General features: G+C 73.2%; 12 protein-coding genes. 2 read left to right on the top strand and 10 right to left on the bottom strand.

Annotation, left to right across the window (positions count from 1 at the left end; translation table 11 throughout):
* Nucleotides 1-436: 436 nt before the first annotated feature.
* On the bottom strand, nt 437-1,705 hold the full coding sequence (tyrS, locus tag ACIF6L_RS23105; protein ID WP_396490099.1) for a tyrosine--tRNA ligase: 1,269 nt from the start codon (nt 1,703-1,705) through the stop codon (nt 437-439).
* 339 nt (nt 1,706-2,044) lie between these two features.
* Between tyrS and ACIF6L_RS23100 the strand changes: the two genes are divergently transcribed.
* Nucleotides 2,045-2,569 carry an HNH endonuclease gene (locus ACIF6L_RS23100; protein ID WP_329490154.1) on the top strand — a complete coding sequence of 175 codons (525 nt, stop codon included), beginning with the start codon at nt 2,045-2,047 and terminating at the stop codon, nt 2,567-2,569.
* 67 nt (nt 2,570-2,636) lie between these two features.
* Here ACIF6L_RS23100 and ACIF6L_RS23095 read toward each other — a convergent pair whose 3' ends face one another.
* From ACIF6L_RS23095 to ACIF6L_RS23065, 7 genes are all read right to left on the bottom strand, one after another.
* Complete coding sequence (locus ACIF6L_RS23095) at nt 2,637-4,637, bottom strand: PQQ-binding-like beta-propeller repeat protein (RefSeq protein WP_396490089.1); 2,001 nt, start codon at nt 4,635-4,637, stop codon at nt 2,637-2,639.
* 161 nt (nt 4,638-4,798) lie between these two features.
* Nucleotides 4,799-5,101 carry a 4a-hydroxytetrahydrobiopterin dehydratase gene (locus ACIF6L_RS23090; RefSeq protein WP_396490088.1) on the bottom strand — a complete coding sequence of 101 codons (303 nt, stop codon included), beginning with the start codon at nt 5,099-5,101 and terminating at the stop codon, nt 4,799-4,801.
* Nucleotides 5,102-5,139: 38 nt separating this feature from the next.
* A complete protein-coding gene (locus ACIF6L_RS23085; protein ID WP_329492298.1) occupies nt 5,140-5,316 on the bottom strand; it encodes a DUF1272 domain-containing protein in 177 nt (58 codons plus the stop codon).
* Nucleotides 5,317-5,404: 88 nt separating this feature from the next.
* Nucleotides 5,405-6,163 (bottom strand): sulfite exporter TauE/SafE family protein, encoded by a 759-nt coding sequence (locus ACIF6L_RS23080; protein ID WP_329490151.1) that lies wholly within the window; start codon nt 6,161-6,163, stop codon nt 5,405-5,407.
* A gap of 272 nt (nt 6,164-6,435) precedes the next feature.
* Complete coding sequence (locus ACIF6L_RS23075) at nt 6,436-7,482, bottom strand: SPFH domain-containing protein (protein WP_329490150.1); 1,047 nt, start codon at nt 7,480-7,482, stop codon at nt 6,436-6,438.
* A gap of 10 nt (nt 7,483-7,492) precedes the next feature.
* On the bottom strand, nt 7,493-7,915 hold the full coding sequence (locus ACIF6L_RS23070) for an NfeD family protein (RefSeq protein ID WP_396490087.1): 423 nt from the start codon (nt 7,913-7,915) through the stop codon (nt 7,493-7,495).
* A gap of 178 nt (nt 7,916-8,093) precedes the next feature.
* Complete coding sequence (locus ACIF6L_RS23065; RefSeq protein ID WP_329490148.1) at nt 8,094-8,885, bottom strand: ABC transporter ATP-binding protein; 792 nt, start codon at nt 8,883-8,885, stop codon at nt 8,094-8,096.
* A gap of 147 nt (nt 8,886-9,032) precedes the next feature.
* On the opposite strand from ACIF6L_RS23065, the gene ACIF6L_RS23060 reads away from it, so the two are divergent.
* Complete coding sequence (locus ACIF6L_RS23060) at nt 9,033-9,830, top strand: hypothetical protein (RefSeq protein WP_329490147.1); 798 nt, start codon at nt 9,033-9,035, stop codon at nt 9,828-9,830.
* Nucleotides 9,831-9,860: 30 nt separating this feature from the next.
* On the opposite strand, the gene ACIF6L_RS23055 is transcribed toward ACIF6L_RS23060, so the two are convergent.
* Both ACIF6L_RS23055 and ACIF6L_RS23050 read right to left on the bottom strand, forming a co-directional pair.
* The gene (locus ACIF6L_RS23055; protein WP_329490146.1) at nt 9,861-10,517 is read right to left on the bottom strand and encodes a response regulator transcription factor; all 657 of its coding nucleotides are present in this window, start codon (nt 10,515-10,517) and stop codon (nt 9,861-9,863) included.
* Nucleotides 10,510-11,607, bottom strand: a complete 1,098-nt coding sequence (locus ACIF6L_RS23050) for a GAF domain-containing sensor histidine kinase (RefSeq protein WP_396490098.1) — start codon at nt 11,605-11,607, stop codon at nt 10,510-10,512. The genes ACIF6L_RS23055 and ACIF6L_RS23050 overlap by 8 nt, the downstream gene beginning before the upstream one ends.
* Nucleotides 11,608-11,683: the final 76 nt, after the last annotated feature.

Below are 11,683 nucleotides of genomic sequence, written 5' to 3'. Positions count from 1 at the left end.
GGAACGGACACTTCCTTCGGACCGCCTTCCAGCGGGCCCTCCGGGCGCTTCGTTCTTTCGTGTTTCCAGCTTACCAGATGTTTTCCGCTCCGTTTTCCGGAGTTTCATTCATCCGACCCTTGCTGGGAAGGTCCGCTTTTCTGCGGCGACCTCCACATTAGCTTATTCCGGGACTGGCCCGAAATTCCCCGCTCCCACCGTTCGACGAAAACGCCGAGCGACCCAAGTTAATGGGCGACGAGTGAGAGTTGGACTTGCCGATTGCGATGGCCGCTCGGCCGACCCCCGGCTGCCTCTCGGCCCGCCGTGTGTCCGCCCGCTTCAGCGACTCGTCCAACACTAGGCCAGTCGGAGGAGGACGTCAAACACCGGAGGGCCGGATCTGTCCAGATCCGGCCCTCCATGCTCAAACCCGCAGGTCAGCGGTGGTGCTTTTTCAGCCGGCCGAAACCAACTCGATGGCGGCCAGGTTGCGCTTGCCACGCCGCAGGACGAGCCAGCGGCCGTGCAGCAGGTCGGCCTCGGCCGGCACCGCCTCCTCGTCCGTCACCTTGACGTTGTTGAGGTACGCGCCGCCCTCCTTGATCGTCCGGCGAGCGGCCGAGCGGCTCGGCGCCAGGCCGACGGCGACCAACAGGTCGACCACTGCCTGGAGTTCGGCCACCTCGGCCCTCGGCACCTCGGCCAGCGCGGCGGCCAGGGTCGGCGCCTCCAGGTCGGCGAGGTCACCCTGGCCGAAGAGCGCCTTCGATGCGGCGACCGCGCGGTCGTACTGCTCGGCGCCGTGCACCAGGGTGGTCAGTTCCTCGGCGAGTGCGCGCTGGGCGAGACGGGCGGCGGGGCGCTCAGTGGTCTCGCGCTCCAGTTCCTCGATCTCCTCCTTCGAGCGGAAGCTGAAGATCCGCAGGAAGGTGGAGACGTCCCGGTCGTCCGCGTTCAGCCAGAACTGGTAGAAGGCGTACGGGGTGGTGAGCTCGGGGTCGAGCCAGACCGTGCCCGACTCCGTCTTCCCGAACTTGGTGCCGTCCGCCTTGACGATCAGCGGAGTGGCCAGCGCGTGCACGGACTTGGCCTCGGCCTTGCGGATGAGGTCCGTGCCGGCGGTCAGGTTGCCCCACTGGTCGCTGCCACCGGTCTGCAGCGTGCAGCCGTAGCGGCGGTTCAGCTCCAGGTAGTCCATGCCCTGGAGGATCTGGTAGCTGAACTCGGTGTAGCTGATGCCCGCGTCGGAGTTGAGCCGCCGCGAGACGGCCTCCTTGGCGATCATGTTGTTGACGCGGAAGTACTTGCCCACGTCGCGCAGCAGGCCGATGGCCGACATCCCGGAGGTCCAGTCCAGGTTGTTGACCATGCGCGCCGCGTACGGGCCCTCGAAGTCGAGGAAGCGCGAGATCTGGCCACGCAGGCGGTCGACCCAGCCGGCCACCGTCTCGGGGTCGTTCAGGACGCGCTCGGCGGTCGGCTTGGGGTCGCCGATCAGGCCGGTGGCGCCGCCGACCAGGCCCAGCGGGAGGTTTCCCGCCTGCTGGATGCGGCGCATGGTCAGGATCTGCACCAGGTTCCCGAGGTGCAGGCTGGGGGCCGTCGGGTCGAAGCCGCAATAGAACGTGACCGGGCCGTCCGCGAACGCCTTGCGCAGTGCGTCCTCGTCGGTGGACAGGGCGATCAGCCCACGCCACCGCAGCTCGTCGACGATGTCCGTCACGGTCACGCTTCTCCTTGGATCGGGCGTCCGCCCGGTACGGACCCGGTTCGGTCGGGCCCCGGTACGGAACGGCTCCAGCGTGGTAGAGCCTACGCGGTCCCGGCCATCGGGTTTTCGCCGAGGCGTCCGACCGGGCGGCTGCCCGCAGCGCTCCCGCGGGCCGCGCGGACTCCCGGCGGAACGCTCCCCCTCCCCCGCTCCACCCCTCACCTCCACCGGAAATTCCGTTGTTCGTCGGCCCGGGGCCCCTTCAGAGTGGTCCCACCGCCGTGCGGCGGCAGTGACGTGTGTGGAGACGGTCGTGCCGCCGTGGCACGCCCGGGGAAAGGGTGTGCCGAGGTGCGCAACACGCTGGTTCTGAACGCGAGCTACGAGCCCCTGACGACGGTGTCGCTCCAGCGCGCCGTGGTCCTGGTGCTCCAGGACAAGGCCGTGGTCGAGCAGGCCCATCCGCTGCGGAGCATCCGCGGTACGGGCGTCTCCGTCCCGGTGCCCCGGGTGATCAGACTGCAACGCTACGTGCGGGTGCCGTTCCGACAACAGGCTCCGTGGTCCCGCCGCGGTGTCCTCGTCCGGGACCAGCACCTGTGCGCCTACTGCGGGCGCCGGGCCACCACCGTGGACCACTTGCAGCCCCGCTCCCGCGGCGGGGCCGACAGCTGGCTGAACACGGTGGCCGCCTGTGCCGAGGACAACCAGCTCAAGGCCGACCGGACGCCGGAGCAGGCGGGGATGAAGCTGCTGCGCAAGCCGTTCGTCCCGACCCCGCAGGCAACCCTGATGATGGCGCTCGGCCTGCGCGGCTCGGACCTCCGGGACCTGGCGGACTGGCTGCCTGCCCCGGTGGCCGCCTCCGCCGCGTAGCCGCCCCGGCCGCACGGCCACCCCGGCCGCCCCGGCCGTGAAGGGCTGGGCCCCGGACGGCCGGGGCTCAGCCCTTGGCCTGGTACCCGGCCGCTATCCCGAAGTTGGCCGAGTGCTCGGGCACCGCGACGACCCGGCCACCGCCGATCAGGACGCGGCCGGAGACCAGCAGCGAGCCGGTGCCCTGCGGGAAGTTGCCGCCGACCGTCTCCTGGCCGCCGGCGAGTGCGAAGCGGCTGAGGTGGGCGGGCTGTTCGAGGCGTTCGTCGGCGGCGAGCACCAGCGCGCCGCCGTCCACACCGACGGCCCGGGCGACGCCCTTCTCGGCGGCGGCCGCCTTCCAGCGCTGCTTGCCGCTGTCCAGGTCGTACCCGACGACGGAGATCGCACCGCCGCCGTTCGCCGGGGCCAGCGTGGTGACCATCGTCCGATCCTGGAAGAAGACACCGGGGGTGGCCGAAAACGTCCCGTGGGCGGCGTCCAGCCTGCCCTCGCCGGCGGCGACCGGTATCTCGGCGGCCGGGTCGCCGGCCGGGCCCCAGGCGAACACCTTGTCGTCCTCCGGCCTGGCCCCCGTGGTCAGCACCACGGAGGGCTCGGCGGAGAGCACCGTGACCGTCTTCGGCTGGTTGTTGAGGCCGCGCCACCAGCTCACCTTGCCGTCGGCGGTGTTCAGCGAGACGGCCTGGTCGACGGGGGTGGAGTCGGCGCAGGAGCTCGCCACCATGACGGTCTTGCCGGTGACTCCACCGGAGAGGGTGCAGAACTTGCCCTGGCCGGTGTACTGCCAGACGTCCGTGCCGTCGGCCGACTCCCAGGCGACCACGTGGTCGTCGCCGACCGCGATCACCTTGTCCTCGGTGACGCCGACCCGCGCGGTGTAGCCGCCCTTCGCATCGGAGAGCGGCTTGCTCCACGCCGTCCGACCGGTCCTGCTGTCGACGGCGGCCACCACCGTGCACGGGCTCTTCGGGTCCGGCTGGCTCCGGAACAGCACGGCGCCCAGACCGGCCTGGTTGACGCCCGCCGAGAGCCCGCAGGGAGCGGCCCCGGCCACCGGGGGCTGAACCGACCAGGTCGGCCTGCCGGCCGCCAGGTCGTAGGCGTGGACGCCGGTGGCATCGGCCCGCACCACCGCGTCGGCCAGCAGCCAGCTGCCGACCAGCGTGTCGTCGGTGCCCGGCCGGAGTGCGGCGGCGGGCTGGGCCGACCAGGCCTTGGCGTGGGCGACGGTGAAGCCCGGTTCTCCCCCGGCGGCGGCCGTGCCGCCGCCCTGCGCACCGACCATCGCGGCCGCCGCCACCAGGACGCCGAGCGCCGCCACCCCGGCGCCGGTCCGGACCATCAGGGCCCGCCGGCCGGGGGCGTGGTCGGCGGAGACCACCGCATCGGCCGCGGCCCGGGCCTTGGACCCGAAGCCGGCGGACCGCTTCCCGGCCCCCCGCGCGTCCGCGTCCGCGCGCACGTCCACCGCGGCGCCACGCCGCCGCCCGGTCGACCGGGGGCCACCACCGGCGGGCTTCGACGCGACGACGGCGGCCGGGGCGGGCTCGGGCTCGTCAACCGGCCCGGGCTCGCCGCCCGGCTCAGGCTCGGGTTCAGGCTCGGGCTCGGGCTCGGGCCGCACATAGCCGTCGGTGGAGTACGCGGCACCCGGCGGGGCGTACAGCTCCTCACCGGTCGGCTGCTGCGGGACGGCGTACGGGGCGTACTGCTGCTGCCCGTAGTCGCCGTACGGGTAGGACGGCTGGTGCTGCCCGCCCTGGCCGTACCCGGTCTGGGGGTACTCCGCGTATCCGGCCTGCGGATAGCCCGTCTGCGGATAGCCGGCCTCCGGGTAGCCGGTCTGCGGGTAGCCCGTCTGCGGGTACACAGCCTGCGGGTACGCGGTCTGCGGGTAGCCGCCCTGCCCGTGGCCGTGCGGCAGGTGGCCGTCGGCCGGGTGGCCGGTACCGCCGTCGTACCCGTGGCCGCCCTGCCACTGCTGCTGGTCCGGGTACGCCGTCTGCCAGTCCTGCTGCGGGTACCACGGCTGCTGTGCGGCGTCTCCGAGGGGATCCTGCGCCATCCGTTCCGTCCCTCCCGACCGCCGGCGATGCGGCAGTCAGCATCTCACGCCGCCCGGAGCGCCTCCTTCCGGCCTCGACGGGGCCGGAAGGAGGCCCCCTGAGGCACCACGAGGCCGGTGCGGCACGGGTGCGGGCAGGTGCGGGACAGGCCCGGGAGGCGTCAGGCGGACTCGGCCCGCAGGGCGGCGTCGATGCGGCCGGCCAGGGTGGCGTCCAGCGAGGTGAGGCCACCCGCGCTGTGGGTGGAGAGCGCGAAGTGCAGCGTCCGCCAGCGGATGTCGATGTCCGGGTGGTGGTCCAGCGCCTCCGCCTGCTCCGCGACCGCGACGACCACCCGGATCGCCGCCGGGAAGTCCGCCGCGTCGGCGGTGCGGACGATGCTGTCGCCGTCCCGGCTCCACTCCGGCAGGTCGGCCAGGGCGGCCGTGATCTCGTCCTCCGTCAGACGCGCTCTGCTGCTCATCGAACCGCTCCCGGGTGTCGGGGGTGACTGGTGAAGGGTCAGGCCCTCCGGCGCGGACGGGGCACCAGTTCGCCGCCGCAGTTGGGGCAGGTGGCGGCCATGGCCTCGGCACAGTCCGGACAGAAGGTGCACTCGTAGGAGCATAGGGACGCCGGGCCGTCCGCCGTCAGCGACACCGCGCAACGTTCGCAGGTGTCGCGCATCTCCAGGGCCATGGCTTCCTCCACATCGAATTCCGGGACCACGTCGAACAGGTCAGACAGCTCGGACAGGTCGAGAAGCACCGCGGCGACCGGCGGACCGTCAGCTGACGAGCAGCTTGGTGACGGCCACCAGGCCGACCACCACGATCACCCCGCGCAGCGCCGGCGGCGGCAGCTTGCGCCCGACCTTGGCACCGAGCAGGCCACCGCAGAGCGAGCCGACGGCGATCAGCCCGGCGGCGGCCCAGTTGATGGTCGAGGTGAAGAGGAAGAACACCGCGGCGACGCCGTTGACGATCATCGCCAGCGCGTTCTTCACCCCGTTGATCCGCTGCAGGTCCTCCTGGAGCAGCATGCCCATCAGGGCCAGCAGCAGGACGCCCTGCGCGGCACCGAAGTAGCCGCCGTAGATGCCGGTCAGGAAGACGCCGGCGAGCAGCGCCAGGCCGCCGTCGGGGTCGCCGCCGGGCCGGCGCCGGGCGGCGACCGCCTTGGCCACCCGGGGCTGGATCACCACCAGGACGAGGGCCAGCAGGATCAGCACCGGCACGATGGTGTCGAAGGCGCTGCTCGGCAGCTCGATCAGCAGCACGGCGCCGACCAGGCCGCCGAGGAGGGCGGCGATGCCGAGGCGGACCAGCCGGCGGCCCTGGTCGGCCAGTTCCCGCCGGTAGCCGATCACACCGCTGAGCGAGCCGGGCACCAGGCCGAAGGCGTTGGAGACGTTGGCGGTGACCGGCGGGATGCCGACGGCGAGCAGCACCGGGAAGGTGATCAGGGTCCCGGAGCCGACGATCACATTGATCATCCCCGCGCCGACACCCGCCACCAGGACGGCGATCGCCTCCCAGAGCGTCATGGGCCACCTCTCGTCTCGGACCTGTCCGAGGCGATCATGCCGGACGGCGGGGTGCCGCTACCAGGGTCCGCCCACGATTCGGGACGTACACCACACGCCCGTTCACCGGAGCCGACGGACGCACGACGGACGCACGACGGAGGCCGGGCGGGCGCACGGCGGACGCCGGGCGGGCGCACCACGAATGCCGGGCGGAGGCGGAGCAGGCCGAGGGCCCGCCACCCGCGCCAGACGGGTGGCGGGCCCTCGGCGCCGCGTGGGACGGGCTCAGCTCACTCCGGGTCGATCTTCCGGTACTCGCGGGCCGGGTCCACCCGGGGGCGGGCGGCGCCCTTGGTGTCGGTGTCCAGCGGGCGCGGACCGGCCGCCGGGTCGAGCGGGACCTGGGTCGCGGCCGGGGCCGGGGCGCTGGGGGCGGCGGCCGCACCGCCGTTGATACCGCCGTTGCCGGCCAGGCCGGTGAAGGCGCCGCCGAGGCCCTTGAGCGCGTCGCCGACCTCGCTGGGAATGATCCACAGCTTGTTGGAGTCGCCCTTGGCGAGCTCGGGCAGGGTCTGCAGGTACTGGTAGGCGAGCAGCTTCTGGTCGGCGTCGCCGTCGTGGATCGCCTCGAAGACGGTGCGGATCGCGGCGGCCTCACCGTCGGCGCGCAGCACCGCGGCCTGCGCCTCACCCTCGGCCTTGAGCACCTCGGCCTGCTTCTCACCCTCGGCCCGCAGGATCTGGGCCTGCCGGGCGCCCTCGGCGGTGAGGATCGCGGCGCGCTTGTCACGGTCGGCGCGCATCTGCTTCTCCATCGAGTCCTGGATGGAGGTCGGCGGCTCGATCGCCTTCAGCTCGACGCGGTTGACGCGGATGCCCCACTTGCCGGTGGCCTCGTCCAGGACGCCGCGCAGACCGGCGTTGATCACCTCGCGGGAGGTCAGCGTCGACTCCAGGTCCATCGAGCCGATGATGTTGCGCAGCGTGGTGACGGTCAGCTGCTCGATCGCCTGGATGTAGCTGGCGACCTCGTAGGTGGCGGCCCGGGCGTCGGTGACCTGGTAGTAGATCACCGTGTCGATGTTGACCACCAGGTTGTCCTGGGTGATCACCGGCTGCGGCGGGAAGGGCACGACCTGCTCGCGCAGGTCGATGCGGTTGCGGACCCGGTCGATGAACGGGACGACGATGTTCAGTCCCGCGTTGAGCGTCCGGGTGTAGCGGCCGAAGCGCTCCACGATCGCGGCGCTGGCCTGCGGGATGACCTGAATCGTCTTGATCAGCGCGATGAATGCCACCACGACCAGGACGACCAGGACGATAAGGACGGGTTCCACGGACTCTCCCCTAGACGACCAGGGCGGTCGCGCCCTGGATTTCGACGACGTCGACCTGCTGCCCCGGCTCGTACACGCTGCCGGGGTTGAGCGCGCGGGCCGACCAGATCTCGCCCTTGAGCTTGATCCGCCCGCCCTCCCCGTCGACTCTTTCCGCGACGATCGCGGTGGCGCCCGGAAGCGCCTCGATGCCCATCTTGATCTGCGGGCCCTTCCTGAGCTGCCGGTACGCGATCGGGCGGACCACGACCAGCAGGGCGACCGAGACCACGACGAAGGTCAGGACCTGGACCACCGCCCCGGCGCCGAGCCCCGCGGCACCGGCCGCGGCGAGCGCGCCGACCGCGAACATCGCGAACTCCGGCATCGCGGTGACGACCAGGGGTATGCCGAGGCCGACGGCGGCCAGGAGCCACCAGATCCAGCTGTCCACGTGTCCATCCTAGGGAGCGAAGGGCCTTCGAGGCGGACAGTTCCCGCAGGTGGAGGGGCGGAAACCGGTCGCACGTGCGACCGGCTCCAGTTCAGTGGAGTTCAGCCGGATTCCCCGGGCTCCGGCCGGGGCCCGCGGGAGGCCGGCACACGGCCCGGCGCACGGCCCGGCGCGGGCCTCAGCCGAGCGGCAGGCCCTGCGCGGACCAGCGGTCGCCGTGGCGCTCCAGGGTCAGCGGCAGGCCGAAGCACCTGGAGAGGTTGCGCGCCGTCAGCTCGGTGTCGATCGGACCGGCGGTGAGCACCTTGCCCTGGCGGATCATCAGCACGTGGGTGAAGCCCGGCGCGATCTCCTCCACGTGGTGGGTGACCATGGCCATGGCCGGGGCGAACTCGTCCTGGGCGAGCGCGCCGAGGCGGCGCACCAGGTCCTCGCGGCCGCCGAGGTCCAGTCCGGCGGCGGGCTCGTCCAGCAGCAGCAGCTCGGGGTCGGTCATCAGGGCGCGGGCGATCAGGGTGCGCTTCTTCTCGCCCTCGGAGAGGGTGCCGAACTTGCGCTCGGTCAGCCCGGCCATGCCGAGGCGGTCCAGCAGGGCGAGCGCGCGGGACTCGTCCGCCTGCTCGTACTTCTCCTGCCAGCTGACCGTCATGCCGTAGGCGGCGGTGAGCACGGTCTGCAGCACGCTCTGGCCGGCGGGCAGCTTGTCGAACATGGCGGCGCCGGCCAGGCCGATCCGGGAGCGCAGCTCGAAGACGTCGACCTCGCCGAGCTTCTCGCCGAGGACGGACACCTTGCCGGTGGTCGGGAAGAGGTACGTGGAGGCGATCTGCAGCAGGGTCGTCTTCCCGGCGCCGTTGGGGCCGAGGATGACCCAGCGCTCGCCCTCGGAGATGGACCACGAGACCTGGTCGACCAGCGCGCGCTCCTCCCGGACCACGGATACGTCCACCAGCTCCAGCACGTCGCTCATGCCTATGCCTTCCCCAAAACAGAAATTCGGCCGTCGGTGCGGGCGGGCAGCCTACTCCGGCGGCCGGTGGGCACGGAGTGGGTGCGCCGCACGCGCATGGGCAAACCTACGCCACGCGGATGACCGCCGATTCCGTAGGCTGGCCGGATGCTCGCGACTCCTGCCGACAATCCGTACGAAGAGCCCCGTTCGGGGCGGCTGGCCGCTTGGGGCAACGCCCTGTTGGCCGGTCTGGTACCGCCCGACGACGCCGCCTCGGCGGTGCTGGGCAGTGACGAGAGCCACCGGGTGACCGGACTGCCGGGCGACGAGCCGGGCGAGCGGCACGGGCTCACCTGGGCGCTGGGGCGGCTGAGGGTGCTGGGGGTGCGGGGGCTTCGGCTGGCCCTGCCGTCCGCCGGCCACCCGCTCGGGCTGACCGGTCCGGCGCCGTTCAACGCCCGGGCGCTGGGCGCGGGCGAGGCCGTGCTGGCGGTCGGGGCGCCGCTCGGGCTGGTGCCGGAGATCGAGGTGTTCGGGCCGGTCGGGGACCGCTCGGCGATGGTGCTCTGGCGCTGCTCGGAGGTGAACGACGCGCCCCCGGCCGACGTGCCGTCGCTGCACGAGGCGGAGCGCGAGCTGGCGGACGGGCTGCGGGAGGCGACGGCGATGCTGGCCCGGCTGGACGTGGCCGGGGCCGGACCGGAGGCGCTGCGGGCGCTGGAGGCGTACCGGCGGCGGGGGCACGTCGAGCTGCTCGCCCCGGGGTACCCGCCGCGTGCCGTCCGGGTGCTGGAGTCGGCCCGGCAGGTGACGGCGCTGCTGGCGATCGCCTCGGGTGGGCACGGCGCGGCGGTCAGCGCTTCGGAGATGGCCTCCCGCCAGGCGGTGCTGGACCCCCTGCGGCGGACCGCCCGGCGGGCCCAGGTGGCGGCGTACAACGCGCTGGTCGACGAGAAGGGCTGATTTCCGCCCCCGTCCCGGCCGCGCCGGCCGCTACGCCTCACGGGCCTCGCCGTGCCGGACGGCCCAGAGCGCCGCCTGGGTGCGGTCGGCGAGGTCCAGCTTCATCAGGATGTTGGAGACGTGCGTCTTCACCGTCTTCTCCGACAGGTGCAGGCTCCGCGCGATCTCCCGGTTGGAGCGCCCGTCGGCGATGTGGCCGAGCACCTCGCGCTCGCGCTCGGTGAGGGTGGCGCCGCGGCCCTGCGGCTGGCGGGGGCCGTCGTCGGCGAGCAGCGCCTCCGCGAGCTCGGGCTGGAGCAGCACGTGGCCGGCGTGGACCGAGCGGATCGCCCCGGCCAGCGCCTCCGGGTCGACGTCCTTGTATACGTACCCGGCGGCGCCGGCCCGCAGCGCGGGGACCATGGTGCGGTGCTCGGTGAAGCTGGTGACGATCAGGATCCGGGCCCGGCTGCCCTCGCCCTTGAGCGTGCGCAGCGCCTCGATGCCGTCGACGCCGGGCATCTTGAGGTCCATCAGGACGACGTCGGGGTCGAGCTCCCGGGCCCGGTCGACGCCTTCGGCGCCGTCGGCGGCCTCGCCGACCACCTCGATGTCGTCCTGGACCTCCAGGAAGGTGCGCAGACCGCGGCGGACCACCTGGTGGTCGTCGACCAGCAGGACGCGGATCGCTGGCGTGGTGTCAGGCACCGGGGACCTCCATCTCGACGACCGTCCCCTTCCCGGGGGCCGAGTCCAGGGTGAGCGTGCCGCCGACGGCGGCGGCGCGGTCGCGCATCGAGGCCAGGCCGAGGTGGCGGCCGGCCCGGCGGACCGACTCGGGGTCGAAGCCCCGGCCGTCGTCGCGCACCCGCAGGACGGCGCCGCGCGCGGGCGTGCCGGTCAGGGTGACGGTGACGCTGCGGGCGTCGGAGTGGCGCAGCGCGTTGTGGAGGGCCTCCTGCGCGATCCGCAGCAGGGCCGCCTCCTGGGCCGGCGGCAGGGCGCGGACGCCCTCGGCGGCGAAGGCGACGTCGGCGCTGTGGGCGCGGTCGAGGACCTGTACCTGCGAGGCGAGGGTGGCGCTGAGGCCGTCCTCCTCCAGGGCGGCGGGGCGCAGCTCGACCACGACGGCGCGCAGCTCGTCGGCGGCCTCGGCGGCGAGTTTGGCGACCTCGGCGAGTTCGGCGCGGGCCCGGGCCGGGTCGCGGTCGACGAGCTTGGCGGCGGCCTTGGCGGTGAGGCGCAGCGAGAAGAGCTTCTGCGCGACGGCGTCGTGCAGGTCGTGGGCGATCCGGGCGCGCTCGCCGGCCAGGGTCAGCTCGCGGCTGCGCTCGTAGAGTCGGGCGTTGGAGAGGGCGAGGGCGGCGTGCGCGGCGAGGATCCGCAGCAGTTCCTCGTCGTGGTCGGTGAAGCCGCCGCCACCGCGCTTGTTGGCGAGGAAGATCACGCCCATCACGTGCGGCTCGTCCTCGGCGGCGTCGGTGTCGAGGACGGGCATCCCGAGGAAGGCGTCCATCTCGGGGTGGGCGGCGGGCCAGCCGCCGAAGGCGGGGGCCTGGCGCACGTCGGCGAGCCGGATGGGGCCGGTCTCGTGCAGCATCTCGGCGAGCACGCCGTGCTGGCGGGGCAGCGGGCCGATGGCCCGCCACTGCTCGTCGGTGACGCCGTCGACGACGAACTGGGCGAAGCCGCCGTGGTCGTCGGGCACGCCGAGGGCGGCGTACTCGGCGCCGAGCAGGCCGCGGGCGGAGGCGGTGATCCGCCGCAGCACCTCGCGGACCTCCAGGTGGCGGCTCATCGCGAGCAGGGCCTGGCTGATGGCCTCGATCCCGGCCAGGCAGGGCTCGCAGGCGGGCAGCGGGCCGGCGGCCGGC

It is taken from the genome of Kitasatospora sp. NPDC086009, from assembly GCF_044540385.1.
In the GTDB taxonomy this organism is placed as follows: domain Bacteria; phylum Actinomycetota; class Actinomycetes; order Streptomycetales; family Streptomycetaceae; genus Kitasatospora.
This window is presented reverse-complemented; position numbering and strand designations above follow the sequence as displayed.